The 17,786-nt window shown below is 68.3% G+C and carries 15 protein-coding genes (1 of these 15 running past the window's edge); 10 read left to right on the top strand and 5 right to left on the bottom strand.

Annotated features, from left to right (window positions below; translation table 11 throughout):
* A protein-coding gene (tyrS, locus tag ACSYS9_RS01660; protein ID WP_049462156.1) for a tyrosine--tRNA ligase crosses the window boundary here: on the bottom strand, positions 1–332 show its 5' portion. The gene continues 880 nt to the left of window position 1, outside the view; only the first 332 of its 1,212 coding nucleotides appear in the window; the start codon lies at positions 330–332; its stop codon lies beyond the left edge, outside the window.
* Between the two features lie 167 nt (positions 333–499).
* Between tyrS and ACSYS9_RS01655 the strand changes: the two genes are divergently transcribed.
* Both ACSYS9_RS01655 and ACSYS9_RS01650 read left to right on the top strand, forming a co-directional pair.
* Complete coding sequence (locus ACSYS9_RS01655; protein WP_032128447.1) at positions 500–1,972, top strand: M23 family metallopeptidase; 1,473 nt, start codon at positions 500–502, stop codon at positions 1,970–1,972.
* Positions 1,973–2,037: 65 nt separating this feature from the next.
* The gene (locus tag ACSYS9_RS01650; RefSeq protein WP_080356531.1) at positions 2,038–3,165 is read left to right on the top strand and encodes an anhydro-N-acetylmuramic acid kinase; all 1,128 of its coding nucleotides are present in this window, start codon (positions 2,038–2,040) and stop codon (positions 3,163–3,165) included.
* A gap of 70 nt (positions 3,166–3,235) precedes the next feature.
* Here ACSYS9_RS01650 and ACSYS9_RS01645 read toward each other — a convergent pair whose 3' ends face one another.
* The 3 genes from ACSYS9_RS01645 to ACSYS9_RS01635 form a co-directional block, all read right to left on the bottom strand.
* Positions 3,236–3,466, bottom strand: coding sequence for a hypothetical protein (locus tag ACSYS9_RS01645; protein WP_005420465.1), 231 nt, complete (start codon positions 3,464–3,466; stop codon positions 3,236–3,238).
* 78 nt (positions 3,467–3,544) lie between these two features.
* Positions 3,545–4,918, bottom strand: a complete 1,374-nt coding sequence (locus tag ACSYS9_RS01640; RefSeq protein WP_049462159.1) for a muropeptide MFS transporter — start codon at positions 4,916–4,918, stop codon at positions 3,545–3,547.
* Complete coding sequence (locus tag ACSYS9_RS01635; protein WP_032128444.1) at positions 4,915–5,715, bottom strand: exodeoxyribonuclease III; 801 nt, start codon at positions 5,713–5,715, stop codon at positions 4,915–4,917. The genes ACSYS9_RS01640 and ACSYS9_RS01635 overlap by 4 nt, the downstream gene beginning before the upstream one ends.
* Positions 5,716–5,877: 162 nt before the next feature.
* Here ACSYS9_RS01635 and pyrE point away from each other — a divergent pair, with 162 nt between their 5' ends.
* From pyrE to ACSYS9_RS01595, 8 genes are all read left to right on the top strand, one after another.
* Complete coding sequence (pyrE, locus tag ACSYS9_RS01630; RefSeq protein WP_010486876.1) at positions 5,878–6,537, top strand: orotate phosphoribosyltransferase; 660 nt, start codon at positions 5,878–5,880, stop codon at positions 6,535–6,537.
* A 19-nt stretch (positions 6,538–6,556) separates the two neighbouring features.
* On the top strand, positions 6,557–7,225 hold the full coding sequence (locus ACSYS9_RS01625; RefSeq protein ID WP_049462160.1) for a hypothetical protein: 669 nt from the start codon (positions 6,557–6,559) through the stop codon (positions 7,223–7,225).
* 174 nt (positions 7,226–7,399) lie between these two features.
* Positions 7,400–7,492, top strand: a complete 93-nt coding sequence (locus ACSYS9_RS01620; protein WP_005407770.1) for a potassium-transporting ATPase subunit F — start codon at positions 7,400–7,402, stop codon at positions 7,490–7,492.
* A 12-nt stretch (positions 7,493–7,504) separates the two neighbouring features.
* On the top strand, positions 7,505–9,214 hold the full coding sequence (gene kdpA / locus ACSYS9_RS01615; protein WP_049462161.1) for a potassium-transporting ATPase subunit KdpA: 1,710 nt from the start codon (positions 7,505–7,507) through the stop codon (positions 9,212–9,214).
* Positions 9,215–9,224: 10 nt separating this feature from the next.
* Positions 9,225–11,282 carry a potassium-transporting ATPase subunit KdpB gene (gene kdpB / locus ACSYS9_RS01610; RefSeq protein WP_049462162.1) on the top strand — a complete coding sequence of 686 codons (2,058 nt, stop codon included), beginning with the start codon at positions 9,225–9,227 and terminating at the stop codon, positions 11,280–11,282.
* The gene (kdpC, locus tag ACSYS9_RS01605) at positions 11,279–11,929 is read left to right on the top strand and encodes a potassium-transporting ATPase subunit KdpC (protein ID WP_049462163.1); all 651 of its coding nucleotides are present in this window, start codon (positions 11,279–11,281) and stop codon (positions 11,927–11,929) included. The genes kdpB and kdpC overlap by 4 nt, the downstream gene beginning before the upstream one ends.
* Before the next feature lie 51 nt (positions 11,930–11,980).
* The gene (locus tag ACSYS9_RS01600; RefSeq protein WP_049462164.1) at positions 11,981–14,641 is read left to right on the top strand and encodes a sensor histidine kinase; all 2,661 of its coding nucleotides are present in this window, start codon (positions 11,981–11,983) and stop codon (positions 14,639–14,641) included.
* Complete coding sequence (locus ACSYS9_RS01595; protein WP_004153862.1) at positions 14,622–15,335, top strand: response regulator transcription factor; 714 nt, start codon at positions 14,622–14,624, stop codon at positions 15,333–15,335. Before ACSYS9_RS01600 ends, ACSYS9_RS01595 begins: the two co-directional genes overlap by 20 nt.
* A gap of 95 nt (positions 15,336–15,430) precedes the next feature.
* Here the strand turns inward: ACSYS9_RS01595 and ACSYS9_RS01590 are convergent, their stop codons facing one another.
* A complete protein-coding gene (locus tag ACSYS9_RS01590) occupies positions 15,431–17,776 on the bottom strand; it encodes a phosphomannomutase/phosphoglucomutase (protein WP_049462165.1) in 2,346 nt (781 codons plus the stop codon).
* Positions 17,777–17,786 lie beyond the last annotated feature (10 nt).

The following is a 17,786-nucleotide window of genomic DNA, read 5'->3' as shown; positions in this document are numbered from 1 at the left end:
ACCTTGAACACCTGCTCTTCATAGGTACGGGCATTGGCCAGCACGTCGTCCTTGCTGAGCGGCTTGCGGGTCAGGCTCTTGCCTGACGGGTCGCCGATCATGCCGGTGAAGTCGCCGATCAGGAAAATGACCTGGTGGCCGAGGTCCTGGAACTGGCGCATCTTGTTCAGCAGCACCGTATGGCCCAGGTGCAGGTCCGGTGCGGTGGGGTCGAAGCCGGCCTTGATCCGCAGCGGACGGCCTTCCTGCAGGCGCGCACGCAGATCCTCGAGCTTGAGGATCTCGTCGGCACCACGGCCGATCAGGGCAAGGGCTTCTTCAATCGAGGACACGTGACTACTCCCGGCAACGCCGATTCTTGTGTGGGGTGTTAAAGCAAAGTTAACCCGATTGGCTTCACAAAAGCCAATGGGCACAAGGGTTTGACGCGGTTTTCTCAGGTGTCTATGGTAACCGGCGATCAGGCCCGCGCTCCCGGGCTGCCAGGAAAAAACCGCCGATGCACAATTCCGAACAAGGGCGCGCACGCAAGCAGCGCTTCCAGGAACGCCTCCACGTCCTGCACGACAACGCCCTGCATCGGAAGCTCAGGCAACATCTTCCCGCCGCCTTCAATGAGCGCTGGACCCGCCGTCATTGGATGCATGCCAGCCTGTTCGCGACCATCGGCGCCCTGGTGGCGACCATCGTCCCCGGCTTCTCGCACACCATCGACGCGCCCTTCGCCGACAGCCACACCAGCCTGGCGCTGCCGTTGCCGCCGCTGACCATGGCCCGCCAGCAGCAGGTGCCCGGAGACAGCTGGCAGGTGCTGCGGGTGCAGCGCGGCCAGACCCTGAGCGACCTGTTCGACAAGGCCGGCATTCCGGCCACCACCCTGCACCGGGTACTGGACCACCCAGGTGCGCGTGAGGCGCTGACCAAGCTGCGCCCGGGTGCCGAGATCGCCTTCGACATGCCGCTGTCCGGTGACCTGCGCAGCATCCGCTTCGATCGCGATGCCGACAACCGGGTGGAACTGAGCCTGGCCGGCGATGACATCAAGGAGAAGGTGACCAAACGCGAGACCTCCACGCGCACGGTGGTCACCAGCGGCGAGATCACCAGCTCGCTGTATGCCGCGGCCCGGCGCGCCGGGCTGTCGCCGTCGGCGATCGCGACGATGACCGACGACATCTTCAAGTATGACATCGACTTCTCGAAGGACCTGCAGCCGGGCGACCGCTTCAGCGTGGTGATGGATGAAACCTGGCGCGAAGGCGAGAAGGTGGACACCAGCAAGATCCTGGCGGCGACCTTCACCACCGGTGGCAAGACCTATTCCGGCTTCCGCTTCGACCGCAACGGCAAGTCCGAGTACTACGACATCAACGGCCGTTCGCTGAAGAAGAGCTTCATCCGCATGCCGATCCCGTTCGCGCGGCTGAGCTCGACCTTTGGCGCGCGCAAGCACCCGGTGCTGGGCAAGATGCGCATGCACAAGGGCGTGGACTACGCCGCGCGCACCGGTACCCCGATCATGGCCGCCGGCGACGCCCGCGTGCAGTTCGCCGGGGTGCAGCGCGGCTACGGCAACGTGGTGATCCTCGACCACGGCCGCGGCCACACCACCCTGTACGGCCACATGTCGCGCTTTGCGAACATCAAGACCGGCCAGCGCGTGGCCCAGGGCACGGTGATCGGCTATGTCGGCTCGACCGGCCTGGCGACCGGCCCGCACCTGCACTACGAATTCCGCGTCAACGGCGAGCACCGCAACCCGCTGACCGTGACCATGCCGCCGCCGGAGCCGCTGAAGGGCGCCGAGCTGGTCGCCTTCCGCGCGCAGACCGCACCGGCGATGGCGCGCATCCAGGGCATGGAGAAGCTGATCTACGCCGACGCCAGCCCGGCACCGACCAGCCGCGACGAGGCCGCCCCCGAGGTGGCCAGCGCCAAGGACAAGCAGGCAACCGGCCGCAAGCGCGGCTGAGCCCCTGCGTTGACGAAGAAGGACGCGGCAGCCCAAGCTTGCCGCGTCCTTTTTTTATGCCTGCCATGAACACGACTGCCGACGCTGACGCCCCCCTGTACCTTGGCCTGATGTCGGGCACCAGCGCCGATGGCATCGATGCCGCGCTGGTGCAGTTCCCCGCCATTGGTGGCTGCCGCTTCGTGCATGGGCTGACCGCCCGCTGGGAGCCGGTGCTGCGGGCGCGGCTGGTGGCACTGGGCGAAGGGGGCCCGCTGGACTCGCTGGAGGAGCTGGGCGAACTGGACGCGCGGATCGCGATCAGCTTCGCTGAAGCCGCCAATCAACTGCTGGCCGAGGCCGGTGTGGACCGCAGCCAGGTCCGCGCGATCGGCTCGCACGGCCAGACCGTGCGCCATCGTCCGCTGGCCAATCCGGCCTTCACCGTACAGCTGGGCGACGGCAACCGCATCGCCGAGCTGACCGGGATCACCACGGTGTGTGATTTCCGCCGCCGCGACGTGGCAGCCGGAGGCCATGGTGCGCCGCTGATGCCGGCCTTCCACCTCGGCATGCTGGGCACGGCTGATGAAGACCGTGCCGTGCTCAACCTGGGCGGGATCGCCAACCTGACCCTGATCCCACGCGAAGGCGCGGTGCGTGGCTTCGATACCGGCCCGGCCAACGCGCTGATGGATGCCTGGTGCCAGCGCCACACCGGCCGCACCTTTGATGCCGACGGCGCGTATGCCGCCAGTGGCGCGGTGGACGAGAGCCTGCTGGCGGGTTGGCGTTCGGAGCCGTGGTTCGCGCTGCCGCCGCCGAAGAGCACCGGCCGCGAACAGTTCCACCTGGCTTGGGCCGAGGCCCACATGGGCGAAGGCCAGTACGCTGCCGCCGATGTGCAGGCCACCCTGCTGGAGCTGACCGTGGCAACGGTGGCCGATGCGCTGCTGGCGCAGCAGCCGCAGACCCGGCGCCTGCTGGTCTGCGGCGGCGGGGTGCGCAACCGGCACCTGATGAAGCGGCTGGCTGCACGGCTGCCGGGGGTGCAGGTGGAGTGCAGCGCGGTGCATGGGCTGGACCCGGAGTACGTGGAAGCGATGGGCTTCGCCTGGCTGGCGCAGCGGACGATGGACGGGCTGGCCGGCAACCTGCCGAGCGTGACCGGGGCGACGGGGCCGCGGATCCTGGGGGCGATCCACCTGGCGTGAGGTGATCATCCACGCATGGCGTGGATCTACCGGGAACGGCGGTCGAGCGTGGCTCGACGCTACATGGGCACTAATCGAAGCCCTGCCCTGCGGGCAGGGCCTGCAGGGCGGCGATGGCGTCGGAGAGCGCGTCCACTTCGGGATCGCCGAAGCCGGAGCGGACCTCCAGTTCACTGCTGAACAGGCCCTGCTCCAGCAAAGCGGCGCAGGTCTGTTCGTGGGTCCAGCCGCGGGCAACCGCGACACGTCGGATACGTTCCAGCAGCAGCGGGTCCAGGTCCCGCAGCACAACGTCGGCCATGCTCACTTCCCCGTTCGCAAGGCACCGCCCCCTCGGCGCGTCGGGGGCGATGATCCCGCAGACCGGGCGGGCAGGCAATCAGGCGGCGCTTGCGGCCTGGCGACGGCGCTGCTGCACGATCAACAGAGCGCAGAGGATCACCACCGGGATCGCCACCAGCGCGGTACCGACGAAGAACAGCGCGTAGCCTTCCAGCAGCGTCCGGCCCTGCGCGAGCGTCTGTACCGACCACCCCGAGAGCCCCTTGAGCGCCTTGCCGGGCATCGCGTAGAACGAACTCAGCAGCGCGTACTGGGTTGCGGTGTATCCGATGCTGGTCAGGCTCGACATATAGGCGATCAGCGCCGTACCGGCGAAACCGCTGGCGAAGTTGTCGATTGCCATGGCCACCGCGAAATGGGTGGTGTCCGGGCCCGAATAGGCCAGCCAGGCAAACGCCAGGTTGGAGGCCGGACCCAGCACGGCGCCCACCATCAGCGCCGCCAGCACTCCCCAGCGAACCGAGACCAGGCCCGCCGCAGCAATGCCGACGAAGGTCGCGACCAGGCCCACCGAGCCACGTACAGCGCCAACGGTGTCCTCGTCCAGGCCGAGATCGACGTAGAACGGGTTGGCCATCGGCCCCATGACGAAGTCGGCCATGCGATAGACGCTGATGGCCACCAGGATCAGGATCGCACCACTACGATGCTCGCGGACGAAGGCGATGAACGGCCCCGCCACGGCGTCGAACAGGCCCCGCGGCGTCCACAGCGAGGTCGCCTGAGCCTGCACGGCAGCCACTTCCCGCGCGGGCTCACGGGCCATGATCACGGCCACCACGCCAAGCGCCATGAGGACGGCCATGATCTCGTACGAGACCTGCCAGCCGACACGGGCCGCGATGATCAGGATCAGCGCATCGGTGACCAGCAATGCGGTGCGATAGCCCAGCGCCGAGGATGAGGTCAGCAGGCCCAGCTGCTCGCTGTTGTCAGCACTTTCAATGCGCCAGGCATCGATGACGATGTCCTGGGTGGCCGAAGCAAACGCCACGATCACGGCCATCACGCCGAACACGACGATGTGCTGCCAGGCGATACCCAGGAACTGGATCTGGCCCCCCTTGGGCTGGACCAGCGCCATGCCGACCAGGCCCACCACCACGACCAGCTGCGACAGCAGCATCCAGCCACGGCGGCGGCCAAAGCGACCGAACAGAGGCACGTCGGTCTTATCGACGATCGGCGCCCACAGGAACTTCATGGTGTAGGCCAGCCCGACCCATGACAGGAAACCGATCGTGCTCAGCTCGATGCCTTCCTTGCGCATCCAGAAGCCGAGCGTGTTGCCCACCAGATAGATCGGCAGGCCGGAACTGAAGCCGAGCAGCAGCATCGCCAGCACCTTGCGCTGGCTCAGGTTGGACACCACCTGCTGCCACGGCCGACGCGGCTTGGCAGCCTCGGTCACAGGTCGTAGTCCACGATGAACGGCGCGTGGTCGGAGAAGCGCTCGTCGCGGTAGATCGAGCAGCTGCGCAGGCGGTCACGCAGGCCCGGGGTGATGAACTGGTAGTCGATGCGCCAACCGACGTTGTTGGCGCGGGCAGCGCCGCGGTTGCTCCACCAGGTGTAGTCCTCGCCGGTGGGGTTGAGCAGGCGGTAGGCGTCAGCCCAGCCACGGCCGGCGGCGACATCGGTGGCCTGGCCATGGTCGGCGCACAGGGCATTGAGCCAGTCGCGCTCTTCCGGCAGGCAGCCGGAGTTCTTCTGGTTGGACTTCCAGTTCTTGATGTCCAGCGCCGAACGCACGATGTTCCAGTCGCCGCACAGCACGTAGTCGCGGCCGCTGCGCGCCCATTCCTCGAGGATCGGCCGCAGCCATTCCATCACTTCGAACTTGAAGCCCTGGCGCAGGTCGCCCGAGCTGCCCGACGGGATATAGAAGGAGACCACGCTGAGGTTGCCGTAGCGCGCCTCGATGTAGCGGCCTTCGTCGTCGAACGGGGCCCAGCCGAGCGAGGTGATCACCTGGTCCGGCTCGCGCTTGCTGTAGATCGCCACGCCGCTGTAGCCCTTCTTGGTGATGGCGTCGCGGTAGAAGCAGTGGTGGCCGTCCGGGCGGAACATCGGGTCGGTCAGCTGGTCTTCCTGGGCCTTGGTCTCCTGGATGCACAGGACGTCGGCGTCCTGGGACCGGAACCAGTCGAGGAAGCCCTTGGTTGCGGCGGAGCGGATGCCATTGGCGTTGAAACTGATGATGCGCATGCGGGGGACCTGCGGCGGGAAACCGGGCAAGCATACCGGTTGCCTGCGGGGCTGCGCAGTCCGCCAGGCCGGGCCGCGACACCCTTCACAGGGCCCCGGACGAGCGCGAAACGCCCAGCTGGATTAGGATTTGTGCTCCAAATGAAGATGAATCGAGTTTTGATGAGCGACCACCGCCACCGTTTCCTGCAGCTGGCCCTGACCGCCGACGCCCTGCGCTTCGGCCAGTTCACCCTCAAGTCCGGCCGGCTGAGCCCCTATTTCTTCAACGCCGGTCGTTTCGACTCCGGTTCGCTGCTGTCGCAGCTCGGCGCCTGCTACGCCGATGCCATCGATGCCACCGGGATCAAGTACGACGTGGTGTTCGGCCCCGCCTACAAGGGCATTCCGCTGGCCACCGCGATGGCCTGCGAGCTGGCCCAGCGTGGCCGTGACCTGCCGCTGTCGTTCAACCGCAAGGAAGCCAAGGACCACGGTGAAGGCGGCCAGCTGATCGGCGCCGACATGAACGGCAAGCGCGTGCTGATCGTCGACGACGTGATCACTGCGGGTACCGCGATCCGCGAAGCGCTGGGCATCATCCGCGCCGCCGGTGGCACCCCGGCCGGCATCGTGGTGGCACTGGACCGCCAGGAGATCGCTTCGGAAACCGATCGCCGTTCGGCGGCACAGTCGGTGGCCGAAGAGGCCGGCATTCCGGTGATCGCCGTGGCGTCGCTGGCCGACCTGCTTGATTTCGCCTCCGGCAACCCGGAACTTGTGGGTTACCGGCAGCCGCTGGAAGCCTACCGGGCCCAGTACGGCGTCCGTTCGATCCGCTGACCGACCCAGGGGAAAGGTCATGTCCCGAGTTCCTGCTGTGCTCTTTGCCGGCCTGCTGCTGGCCGTGCCGTTCACCGTACCGGCGCAGTCGCGCGACAGCGGCAAGACGGAAAAGAAGCTGTACTGCTGGAACGAGGGCAAGGAGCGGATCTGCAGTGATTCGCTGCCGGCCGACGCGGTCAACCATGCCCGCGAGGAGTTCAACGCGAGGAGCGGCCTGCGCAATGCGCAGGTCCAGCGCGCGTTGACCGACGAAGAGCGCGCCGCCGCCAGCACGGAGGCGGCGCAGCAGCAGCTGGACCTGATGGCCGCGCAGACCCGCCAGCGCACCGAGCAGGCGATGCTGACCACCTATGGCAGCGAGGACGACCTGCGCCGGGTGTTCGCCGAGCGCCAGGAAGTGCTGGACAACAACCTGAAGACCGCCGAGTACAACGTCACCAGCCTGCGTGAGTCGCTGGTGGCGCTGCTGGCGGCCGCAGGTGACCGCGAACTGGTCGGTGGCAAGGTGGCCGACAAGCAGGCCGAGGCGATCCGCCAGCGGCACGTGCAACTGCAGTCGCAGCAACGGCTGCAAGCCGGGTTCCTGCAGCAGCAGCAGGCGTTGAAGGCCGAGATCGACAGCACCCTGCAGCGCTATCGCGAGCTGAAGGGGCTGGTGTCGGCGAGCCAGGCTCCGGCGGGCTGACCACGCTCCCGCCGCCGGGCATGGCCCGGCGCTACCCAGGGCCTGGTTACGGATTGGACCACGGAATTTATGCACTCTTTACGCGTCGGCCCGGTCCGGCGCGTAGTGCGTTTATGGGCGGCAGGACGACGATGACGGCCTGAGGTGGAGGGGTTCCACCAGGACGCTATTGCAATGTCCCCCTGGCTGTCGTTGTTGTGTGGCGTGCTGGTGCTGGTCGCCGCCGCCTATCTCCTTTATGTCGTGCTGCGGCCCGAGTCGTTCTGAGCGGAGCCGGCCATGACTGAGATGCTTGTGATTATTGCCGCCAGCCTGCTGCTGGCGTGGCCGCTGGGCCTGTACCTGGCCCGCGTGATGCGTGGCACTCCGATGAAGGTCGACGTGCTGTTCCACTGGATCGAGAAGCCGCTGTACAGGGTGTTCGGGGTCGATCCGTCGCGCTCGATGTCCTGGCGCGGCTACGTGCTGGCCTTCGTGCTGAGCAACGTGGTGGTCGCGGTACTGACCCAGGCGGTGTTCATGACCCAGGCCTGGCTGCCGCTGAATCCGGACCAGATCCCGAACATGCGCTGGGACACCGCGCTGCACACGATGATCTCGTTCCTGACCAACACCAACCAGCAGCACTATTCTGGCCAGGCGCAGCTGTCCTATCTCTCGCAGATGACCGGCATCACCGGCCTGCAGGTGGTGACGCCGATGATGGGCCTGGCGCTGGCAGTGGCGACGCTGCGGGCGTTGTTCTCGCGTGCGCCGCAGGCTGCGGTGGCGACGGGTACCGGCGATGACCGCCAGGTGGCGGTGGGCAACTACTACGTGGACGTGGTGCGCCTGTGCGTGCGCTTCCTGCTGCCGCTGTGCCTGGTGTGGACGCTGGTGCTGACCAGCCAGGGCGTGCCGTCGACGATGACCGGTGGGCCGCAGGCCACGCCGATCGACGCCAGCGCCGGCATGGCCGAACAGAAGCTGCCGCTGGGCCCGGTCGCGGCGATGGTCGCAGCCAAGCAGCTGGGCGCCAACGGTGGCGGCTGGTACGGGCCGAACAGCAGCTTCCCGCTGGAGAACCCGACCCCGCTGTCGAATGCGCTGGAAATCGTCGGCATCCTGCTGGTGCCGATGGCGGTGATCTTCATGATCGGTGCGTTCACCGGCCGACGTCGCTTCGGCGCCCTGGTGTTCAGCTGCATGCTGGGCATGTCGCTGCTTTCCACCGGCGCGATGATGTGGAGCGAAGGACATAGCGCCAGCGCCGCCACGCCGCTGCTGATGGAAGGCAAGGAAGTGCGCTTCGGCGCCGATGGCACCGCGCTGTGGGCGGCGGTGACCACCCAGGTCTCCAACGGCTCGGTGAACGGCATGCACGATTCGCTGGCACCGCTGAGTGGCGGCATCGCGATGGTCAACATGCTGGTCAGCGCGATCTGGGGCGGCATCGGCTGTGGCCTGCAGCAGTTCATCGTGTACCTGCTGCTGGGTGTGTTCCTGGCCGGGTTGATGACCGGGCGCACGCCGGAACTGTTCGGCCGCAAGCTGGAGACGCCACAGGTGCGCCTGCTGGCCCTGCTGGTGCTGCTGCAGCCGATCACCCTGCTGGTGTTCACTGCGATCACCCTGGCCGTACCCGGCCTGGCGGGCACCTCCAACCCCGGCTTCCATGGCATCAGCCAGGTCTTCTACGAGTACGTCTCGGCCTACGCCAACAACGGCTCGGGCTTCGAAGGGCTGGGTGACGCCACGCTGTGGTGGAACCTGAGCTGCTCGCTGGTACTGCTGCTGGGCCGCTTCCCGCTGCTGATCATTCCGCTGGTGGTGGCCGCACAGCTGGCTGCCAAGCGCCAGGCCCCGGAGTCTGCCGGCAGCCTGCAGATCGAAACCCCGACCTTCGCCCTGACCCTGGTCTCGGTGATCGTCATCCTGACCGTGCTGCAGTTCATGCCGGCGCTGGTACTCGGCCCGATCGCCGACCACCTGAGCCTGGGACTGCACTAAGGACACCCTGATGAGTACCCAAGCAAGCTCAACCCGTAATACCCATGCAGCGCGCCCTGCCCTGCTGGATGGCGCCGGCCTGCGCCGTGCGCTGGTCGAAGCGGTGCGCAAGCTGTCGCCGATGCATCTGGTGCGCAGCCCGGTGATGGCGGTGGTGATGGCCGGCACAATCGTCGCCGCGATCGTCACTCTGACCGGCAATGCGCCGCTGGGCTTCGGCCTGGCAGTGACCGTGATCCTGCTGGTGACCGTGCTGTTCGGCAACTTCGCCGAAGCGGTGGCCGAAGCGCGTGGCCGTGGCCAGGCCGCCTCGCTGCGGCGTGCCCGCCAGGACCTGGTGGCACGCCGGCTGGCGGCGCCGCAGCCGGGCGCCGCCGAAACCCAGGTGCCGGCCGCCGAACTGCGCCCGGGCGACCATGTGATCGTCAGCGCCGGTGAACTGGTGCCGGCCGATGGCGAGATCGTGCAGGGCCTGGCCACCATCAACGAAGCGGCGGTGACCGGCGAATCGGCACCGGTGCTGCGCGAGGCCGGTACCGACCGTTCCGGTGTGATCGGTGGCACCAAGGTGCTGTCCGACCAGATCATCGTGCGGGTGACCGCCGAGCCGGGCCACAGCTTCCTGGACCGGATGATCGCGCTGGTGGAAGGCGCCAACCGCCAGAAGACCCCGAACGAGATCGCGCTGACCCTGCTGCTGGCGGCGATGACGCTGACCTTCCTGGTGGTGGTGGCCACGTTGCCGGCCATTGGTGCCGCCGTCGGCGTCAAGGTCGATCCGCTGCTGCTGATCGCGCTGCTGGTGTGCCTGATCCCGACCACCATCGGCGGCCTGCTGCCGGCCATCGGCATCGCCGGCATGAACCGTGCGCTGGCCGCCAACGTGCTGGCCAAGTCGGGCAAGGCGGTGGAAGTGGCCGGCGACGTCGACGTGCTGCTGCTGGACAAGACCGGCACCATCACCTACGGCGACCGCCAGGCCAGCCACTTCCATCCGTTGGCCGGCATCGACGCCAGCCAGCTGCGCGAGGCGGCACTGCTGTCCTCGCTGGCCGACCCGACCCCGGAAGGCAAATCGATCGTGCGCCTGGCGCGCGAACAGGGCTGTGCCACCGCCGAACCGGACCACGCCGAGTACCTGGCGTTCAGTGCGCAGACCCGCATGTCCGGCGTGGATCTGGAACATGGGCGGCAGATCCGCAAGGGCGCCGCCGATGCGATCCGCACCCACGTGCAGGCGCTGGGCGGCAACGTGCCGGCGGAACTGGCCGGTCGCGTCGAACAGGTCGCACGCAACGGTGCCACCCCGCTGGTGGTGGCCGAGGGCCGCCACGTGCTGGGCGTGATCGAGCTGTCGGACGTGGTCAAGCACGGCATGCGCGAGAAGTTCGCGCAGCTGCGGGCGATGGGCATCCGCACGGTGATGATCACCGGCGACAACCCGCTGACCGCCGCCGCGATCGCTGCCGAGGCCGGCGTCGATGACTACATCGCCGAGGCGCGCCCGGAAGACAAGCTGGCACGCATCCGCCAGGAGCAGGCCGGTGGCCGCCTGGTGGCGATGGTCGGCGATGGCACCAATGACGCGCCAGCGCTGGCGCAGGCCGACATCGGTCTGGCGATGAACTCCGGTACGCAGGCGGCGAAGGAGGCCGGCAACATGGTCGACCTCGATTCGGACCCGGCCAAGCTGCTGGCGGTGGTGGAAGTGGGCAAGCAGCAGCTGATCACCCGCGGCGCGCTGACCACCTTCTCGCTGGCCAACGACGTCTCCAAGTACTTCGCGATCCTGCCGGCGCTGTTCGCCGCGGCCGTTCCGACCATGGCCGCCTTGAACGTGATGCAGCTGTCGAGCCCGCGCAACGCGGTGCTGGCAGCGCTGATCTTCAACGCTCTGGTGATTCCCGCCCTGATCCCGCTCGCCCTGCGTGGCGTGCGCTTCCGCCCGGCCACTGCAACCGCACTGCTGCGCCGGAACATGCTGGTGTACGGCCTCGGCGGCGTGCTGCTGCCGTTCGCAGCGATCAAGGCGATCGACCTTCTTCTTGTCCTGGTATTCGGCGCATGAACCGTACTGCTTCCACTTCATCTTCCCTTCCGCGCGAACAAAAGGCCGAGGCCCGCGTGGCCAGCCTGCAGGACGGCGCCAGCTGGCGCCCGGCGATCGGCCTGGGCCTGGCCACCCTGCTGCTGGCCGGTGCGGTCTACGCCGGTATCGCCACCGGTTTTGCCGGCCTGGCCTACCCGACCCAGGCCGAGGGCAGCCTGCTGCGCGATGGCAACGGCCAGGTACGCGGCTCGGCATGGTTGTCGCAGCCGTTCACCGGTGACGGCTACTTCCAGGCACGTCCGTCGGCAGCCAACTACGACCCCATGGCCGCGGCCGGTTCCAACATGGCGCGCAGCAACCCGGCCCTGGCCGAGCGTGTTGCCGCCAGCACGGCTACAGTGGCCGCGCGCGAAGGTGTCGCCCCGGCGCAGGTGCCAGCGGACCTGGTCACCCAGTCCGCCGGCGGCCTGGATCCGCAGCTGTCGCCGGCGGCGGCGCGCCTGCAGGTGGCACGCGTGGCACGTGCCCGTGGCCTGCCGGTGGAACGCGTGCAGGCGCTGGTGCAGGCGCATACCGAAGGTCGCCAGTGGGGCCTGTTCGGCCAGCCGCGGGTGAACGTGGTGACGCTGAACTTCGCGCTGGACCACGCGGCCAAGGCACCGTGATACCGACCTGCACCGGCTGCGCGCACAATGGCGGCCATGACAGCGGCACCCATGACTGATGCGCGTACCCGCCAGGCCGATGCCCTGGTCGAAGGCCTGCAACGCGAAGCCGGCGGCAAGCTGACTGTGTTCCTCGGTGCGGCGCCGGGCGTGGGCAAGACCTACACCATGCTGACCCGCGCACAGGAACAGCTGCGCCGCGGTGTCGACCTGGTGGTGGGCCTGGTGGAAACCCACGGCCGCGCCGATACCCAGGCGCTGCTGGAGGGCCTGCCACAGCTGCCGCTGAAGGCAGTGGCCTATCACGGCCACATCCTGCAGGAGATGGATCTGGATGCCGTGCTCGCACGGCATCCGGCGCTGGTACTGGTGGACGAACTGGCCCACCGCAATGCGCCGGGCAGCCGCCATGAGCGGCGCTGGCAGGATGTGATGGAGCTGCTGGACGCCGGCATCGACGTCTGGACCACGGTCAACATCCAGCACCTGGAAAGCCTCAACGACGTGGTGATGCGGATCACCGGCGTACGCGTGAGCGAGACCGTGCCGGACGGCGTGCTCGACCGCCTGCATGACATCGTGCTGGTCGACCTGCCGCCACGCGAACTGATCGCGCGCCTGCAGCAGGGCAAGGTCTATGTGCCCGAACAGGCCGCGCAGGCGCTGCAGGCGTTCTTCTCGCCGGCCAACCTGACCGCACTGCGCGAACTTGCAATGCAGGAGGCCGCCGATCGCGTCGACAGCAGCCTGCGTGAGGCACGCGCTGCCCGTGGCGAGAGCAACCTGCCGCTGCGCCGCGGCGTGCTGGTGGCGATCGACGGCGGCGGCCAGAGTGAATACCTGGTGCGCGTGGCGCGACGCATCGCCGAACGCCGCGACGCACCATGGACCGTGGTGACCGTGCAGGGACGACGCCAGGACGAGGCGACCCAGCGCGAGATCGATGCGGCCTTCGCCCTGGCACGGCGGCTGGGCGGCGACGCCGAGCTGTTGCACGGATCGAGCATCGCCGACGCCCTGCTCGACCACGCCGCGCACAACGGCGTGTCCACCCTGGTGCTGGGGCGGACCCGCGAGCGCCCGCTGGCGCGGATGTTCAACCGAACGTTGACCCAGCAGCTGATCCAGCGCGGCGCGCATTACGAGATCACCATCATCAGCACGCCGCAGGCACGTGCGCGCTCGCGCCGCGAGGGCCTGCTGCCGCCGGTGCGCGGCATCAGCTACGAACCGGCGCAGGCACTGATCGCCACCGCGTTGGCCTGTGCGGTGGCATGGCTGGCCGAACGCTGGGTGGGCATGGCCGATCTGTCGATGGTGTTCATCGTGGCGGTGGTGCTGGTCGCTGCGCGCACGCGCGCCAGCGTGGCGGTGATGGCGGCGATCCTGTGCTTCCTCGCCTACAACTTCCTGTTCATCGCGCCGCGCTTCACCTTCGCCATCGGTGCACGCCAGGGCGTGATCACCGTGTTCCTGTTCCTGGCCGCGGCACTGGTGGCCGGGCGCCTGGCCTCGCGCCTGCGCATGCAGGTGATCGCGCTGCGCGCGGCCAATCGCCATGCGCGTGCGCGCCAGCAGCTGGGCCGCCAACTGGCCAGTGCCGCCGGCAACGGCGAGGTGGCGCAGGCGGGTCGGCATGCACTGGAACAGGCCATGGACGTGCCGGCGTGGCTGCGGATCGGCGCCGATACCGCAACCGGTGGCCGCAGCCAGCCCGGCGACACCGACCTGGCCGCCGCCGACTGGGCGCTGCGCCATGGCCAGCCCAGTGGCCGCTTCACCGACACCCTGGCCGGCGCGCAGTGGTGGTTCCTGCCGTTGCTGGATGGCGAGGACCGCGCGATCGGCGTGGCCGGCCTGTACCTGCCCGGCGCACAGGCGCGCCTGCTGCCCGAACAACGGCAGCTGGCCGAAGCAATGGTCGATGACATCGCGCAGGCCGCGCTGCGCACGCGGCTGGTGGCCGAACTGGAGCAGGCGCACGTCAGCAACGAGACCGAGCGACTGCGCTCGGCGCTGCTCTCTTCGGTGTCGCACGACCTGCGCTCGCCACTGGCGGCGATGATCGGCTCGGCCGACAGCCTGGCCAGCTATGGTGCGGCAATGGATACGGCCGATCGCCGTGCCCTGCTCGACACCATCCTGGTCGAGGGCGAACGGCTGGACCGCTACATCCAGAACCTGCTGGACATGACCCGCCTCGGCCACGAGGGATTGAAGATCAACCGCGACTGGATCGGCGTGGACGAACTGATCGGCTCGGCCGCACGGCGCCTGCAGCGCTACCAGCCGAAGGTGCGGCTGGAGCTGGACATTCCGGCCACGCTGGCGCCGATCTGGGTACACCCGGCGCTGGTCGAACAGGCGGTGTTCAACGTGATGGAAAACGCGGCCAAGTTCTCACCGCCGGATGCGGCCGTGCAGGTGCAGGCGCGCGAACTGGACGGCCAGCTGCGCATCGACGTGATCGATGCCGGCCCCGGCATTCCCGACGACGAGCGTGCGCGCATCTTCGACATGTTCTACAGCGTGGAGCGCGGTGACCGTGGCCGCCATGGCACCGGCCTGGGCCTGACCATCTGCCAGGGCATGATCGGCGCACATGGCGGCAGCGTGCAGGCGCTGCCCGGACGCGACGGTCGCGGTACCCTGATCCGCATCACCCTGCCCCTGCTCAAGCCAGCCTCCCACGATGAGCCCGACCCCGATTGATGCCAGCGTGCCGGCCGCGCGCGTGCTGGTGATCGATGATGAAACCCAGATCCGCCGGTTCCTGGACATCAGCCTGCGCGCGCAGGGCTACCAGGTGCGGCAGGCCGCCACCGGCCAGGAAGGCCTGCAGCTGGCCGCCAGCGAGGACATGGATCTGGTGATCCTGGATATCGGCCTGCCGGACATGGAAGGCCACGAGGTGCTGGAACAACTGCGGCAGTGGAGCCAGGTGCCGGTGATCATGCTGACCGTGCGTGCCGGCGAGGCGGAGAAGGTGCGTGCGCTGGATACCGGCGCGAATGACTACGTGACCAAGCCGTTCGGCACGCAGGAGCTGATGGCGCGGGTGCGGGCGCTGCTGCGCACGCGCAGCGTGCCCAGTGATGGCACGCCGCCGGTATTCGACGACGGCCACCTGCATGTGGACCTGGTCCGCCGTGAAGTGGCGCTGGATGGCGAGCCGGTAGCGTTGACCCGCAAGGAGTACGCGCTGCTGTCGCTGCTGCTACGCAACGCCGGGCGGGTGGTGACCCAGCCCCAGATCCTGCAGGAGATCTGGGGCCCGACCCACCAGCACGACACCCATTACCTGCGCATCCTGGTCGGCAAGCTGCGGCACAAGCTGGGTGATTCAGCGCTGGATTCGCGCTACCTGTTCACCGAACCGGGCGTGGGCTTGCGGTTCAAGGGGTAGTGCCGGCCGCTGGCCGGCAACCTCCTGAACCCCAGAACCATCCTGTGGTTGCCGGCCAGCGGCCGGCACTACCCGATCGATCCAATCCCGATCAATCAGAACCCCAGCGGGGTGTCGCCCAGCACCGGTTGCAACTGGCTGCGGAACAGCGCCTGGATGCGTTCCAGTGCCGCCTCGTCATTGCCTTCGAAACGCAGCACCAGCACCGGCGTGGTGTTGGAGGCGCGCACCAGGCCCCAGCCATCGGGGAAGTCCACGCGCAGGCCGTCGATGGTCGACAACCGACCGCCCACATACGGGTTGTCCGGCGACTGCGCCGCCGCCACCAGCATCGCCACCAGCGCATGCGGCGTGCCTTCGGCCACCGGCACCTTCAGCTCCGGCGTGGCCACCATCTCCGGCAGCTCTGCCAGTACCTCGTCCGGAGTCTCCTCGCGCTGGGCCAGGATCTCCAGCAGGCGCGCAGTCGCATACAGGCCATCGTCGAAACCGAACCAGCGCTCCTTGAAGAAGAAGTGGCCGCTCATCTCGCCAGCCAGCTCGGCATCGGTCTCGCGCATCTTCGACTTCATCAGCGAATGCCCGGTCTTCCACATCAGCGGGCTGCCACCATTGCGCAGCACGTGGTCGGACAGCTTGCCGGTGCACTTCACGTCGTAGATCACCATCGCGCCCGGATTGCGCATCAGCACGTCGGCGGCGAACAGCATCAGCAGGCGGTCGGCATAGATGATCTTTCCTTCGCCGGTGACCACGCCCAGGCGGTCACCGTCGCCATCGAAGGCGACGCCGAGATCGGCACCGAAGCGCTTCACCGTCTGCACCAGGTCTTCCAGGTTGGCCGGCTCGCTGGGGTCGGGATGATGGTTGGGGAAGGTACCGTCGACATCGCAGTACAGCGGGATGACTTCCGCACCGATCGCTTCCAGCAGCTGCGGCGCGAGCGCGCCGGCCACGCCGTTGCCGGCATCGGCCACGACCTTCAATGGGCGGTCCAGCTGCACGTCGTCGGCAATGCGCTGGATGTAGTCGGCGCTGACATCGCGCTGCTGGTAATCGCCCGGCTCGGCGGCCTGTACCAACCGGCCTTCAATGATGCGCTGGTAGAGATCGGTGATGGCATCGCCGGACAGCGTCTCGCCGCCGATGACCACCTTGAAACCGTTGTACTCGGGCGGGTTGTGGCTGCCGGTGACCGCCACGCAGGTGCCGGTACGCAGATGGAAGGCGGCGTAGTACACGACCGGGGTCGGTGCCAGGCCGATGTCGATCACCGCGCAACCGGCGCGCCTCAGGCCCTCGGCCAACCCTGCGGCCAGTTCCGGGCCGGACAGGCGGCCGTCGCGGCCGATCACCACCTCACGCAGGCCCTGCTCCAGGGCCACGGTGCCGATGGCCTGGCCGATCAGCGCCGCCGTTTTCGGCGTCAGTTCACTGCCAACCACGCCGCGGATGTCGTAGGCGCGGAAGATACCGGCCGCCAGTTCCTCGGCCGGAACCGGTGGCGGGGGCGGCGGTGCACTTTCAGTTGTGCTGGCCTCGGCCACCGGCGGCGGCGCCATCTGCAGGCTCTCGCTCAGGGTCGGGCCATGATCGGCTTCCGCCACGGTCGCCCGGCGCGGCAGCGGCAGCGACTTCGGCAGGCGGCCGCGCCCCACCACCAGCAGCACGGCGATGAACGCCAGCAGCAGCGCAACGATGGCGCTGGCCAGCGAACCCAGGCCCAGCGGACCAGGTTCGACATTGGGTACCGCGGCCACCAGCCGCAACGGCGTCCCCGGAATCGGCCGCGCCAATGCCTCGGCGCTTTCGGCCAGGCCGGCATCGCCCTGGGCGACGAGGTCATGCGCGCCCTGGCGCAGGCCAAGGAAACCGGCCGATGGCGCACTCACCTGGTCCAGCGGTGAGGTCAGCCGCAGCAATGGCTGGCGCACGTAGAGCACCGCCGGGCCGAGACTGCCCAGTTGAACCGGCGCTGCCAGGCCCAGGCGATTGCCACCGCCATCGCGGACCACGCGCAGGCTGGGCTTGCCTTCGGCCAATGCCGCTTCCAGCAGCGCCAATCGGGCATAGCCAAAGGCGGCCGGGTCGGCGTAGGCGTTGGCCAGATCGGCCGTCAGTACCTCGGCGTGCTCGACGCCGGTCCAGCTCTCGCGGACCGCGAGTGCCGCCGCAGCGGCATCACCGGCCTGCAGCGCCTGCTGCACGCGCTCGTTCTTCAGCTGCTGCTGCAGCTGCTTCAGCTGGCCGGCAGCGGCCTCCTGCAGGCCCTGCACGGCCTGGTCACGTGCAGCTTCCAGCGCCTGGCCGTTGGCCTCCTGGCGCCATTGCTGCACTGCGCTCCATCCGAACCAGCCGGCCAGCAGGATCAGCAGCACCCCCAGTAGTGGCGCACTGCGTCCCAACGACCGTCCCCGCTGTCCTTCCCCGATGCCGCTCATCGATGTCCCC

It is taken from the genome of Stenotrophomonas sp. STK17_22 (genome assembly GCF_051983905.1).
In the GTDB taxonomy this organism is placed as follows: Bacteria; Pseudomonadota; Gammaproteobacteria; order Xanthomonadales; family Xanthomonadaceae; genus Stenotrophomonas; species Stenotrophomonas maltophilia_A.
This window is presented reverse-complemented; position numbering and strand designations above follow the sequence as displayed.